The sequence below is a fragment of the Oleiphilus sp. HI0080 genome, from assembly GCF_001635135.1.
In genome coordinates this window covers 1-687 of the sequence record NZ_LWFU01001210.1, presented here as the reverse complement: position 1 = coordinate 687, position 687 = coordinate 1, and the positions used below count along the sequence as shown (strand labels likewise).

Here is a 687-nt window from a genome sequence, read left to right as displayed (position 1 = left end):
GCCCAGTTCGGCAAGGTCATTGAAGAGATGTTCAAAGTCAGTGAAAACAAAGACCAGGGCGTAACACTGAGTTTAAAAAAGCCGATTAAAACAGACCTCATCATTGAGCACTGGGATACCATCCAGCGTATTGCCATCTCGCTTCAGGAGAAAAGTACCACACAAGCGATTCTGGTTCGCAAGTTATCTGGTTACAGCAAAAGCCACCCGTTATTACAGGCCCTGACTGAGTACAACCGTATGATCAAGGCCATGTACTTACTGGACTATATCGACGATGCTAGTCTCCGGGGATATGTACAGCGAGCACTGAATCGAGGCGAGGCCTACCACCAATTACGCCGTGCTATCGCATCGGTTAATGGTAACCGATTCCGAGGTTCGTCAGATTATGAAATCAGCTTGTGGAATGAATGCGCGAGGTTGCTCACCAACGCCATTATTTACTTCAACTCAATGATACTGACCCGTTTACTGAGGCACTTCGAGGGCATTGGCGATGAAGAAAAGCTGGGGATTACAAAGCAGGTGTCGCCGGTGGCTTGGCACAACATTAATCTGAATGGGACTTATAGCTTCGACTTTGAACAAAACCTGATCGATATCGAGGAAATAATGCGGCCGATTACCGAAACTGGAGGAAATGTCTAAGTTAATACCCCTCTGGAGACCAGGAACCACGGGGGC

Annotated in this window: 1 protein-coding gene; it reads left to right on the top strand. The window is 47.6% G+C overall.

From position 1 onward, the window contains the following. Positions 1-651, top strand: a 651-nt coding sequence (locus A3751_RS21210; protein WP_156492714.1) for a Tn3 family transposase, incomplete at its 5' end; no start/stop codon positions are given. Positions 652-687: the final 36 nt, after the last annotated feature.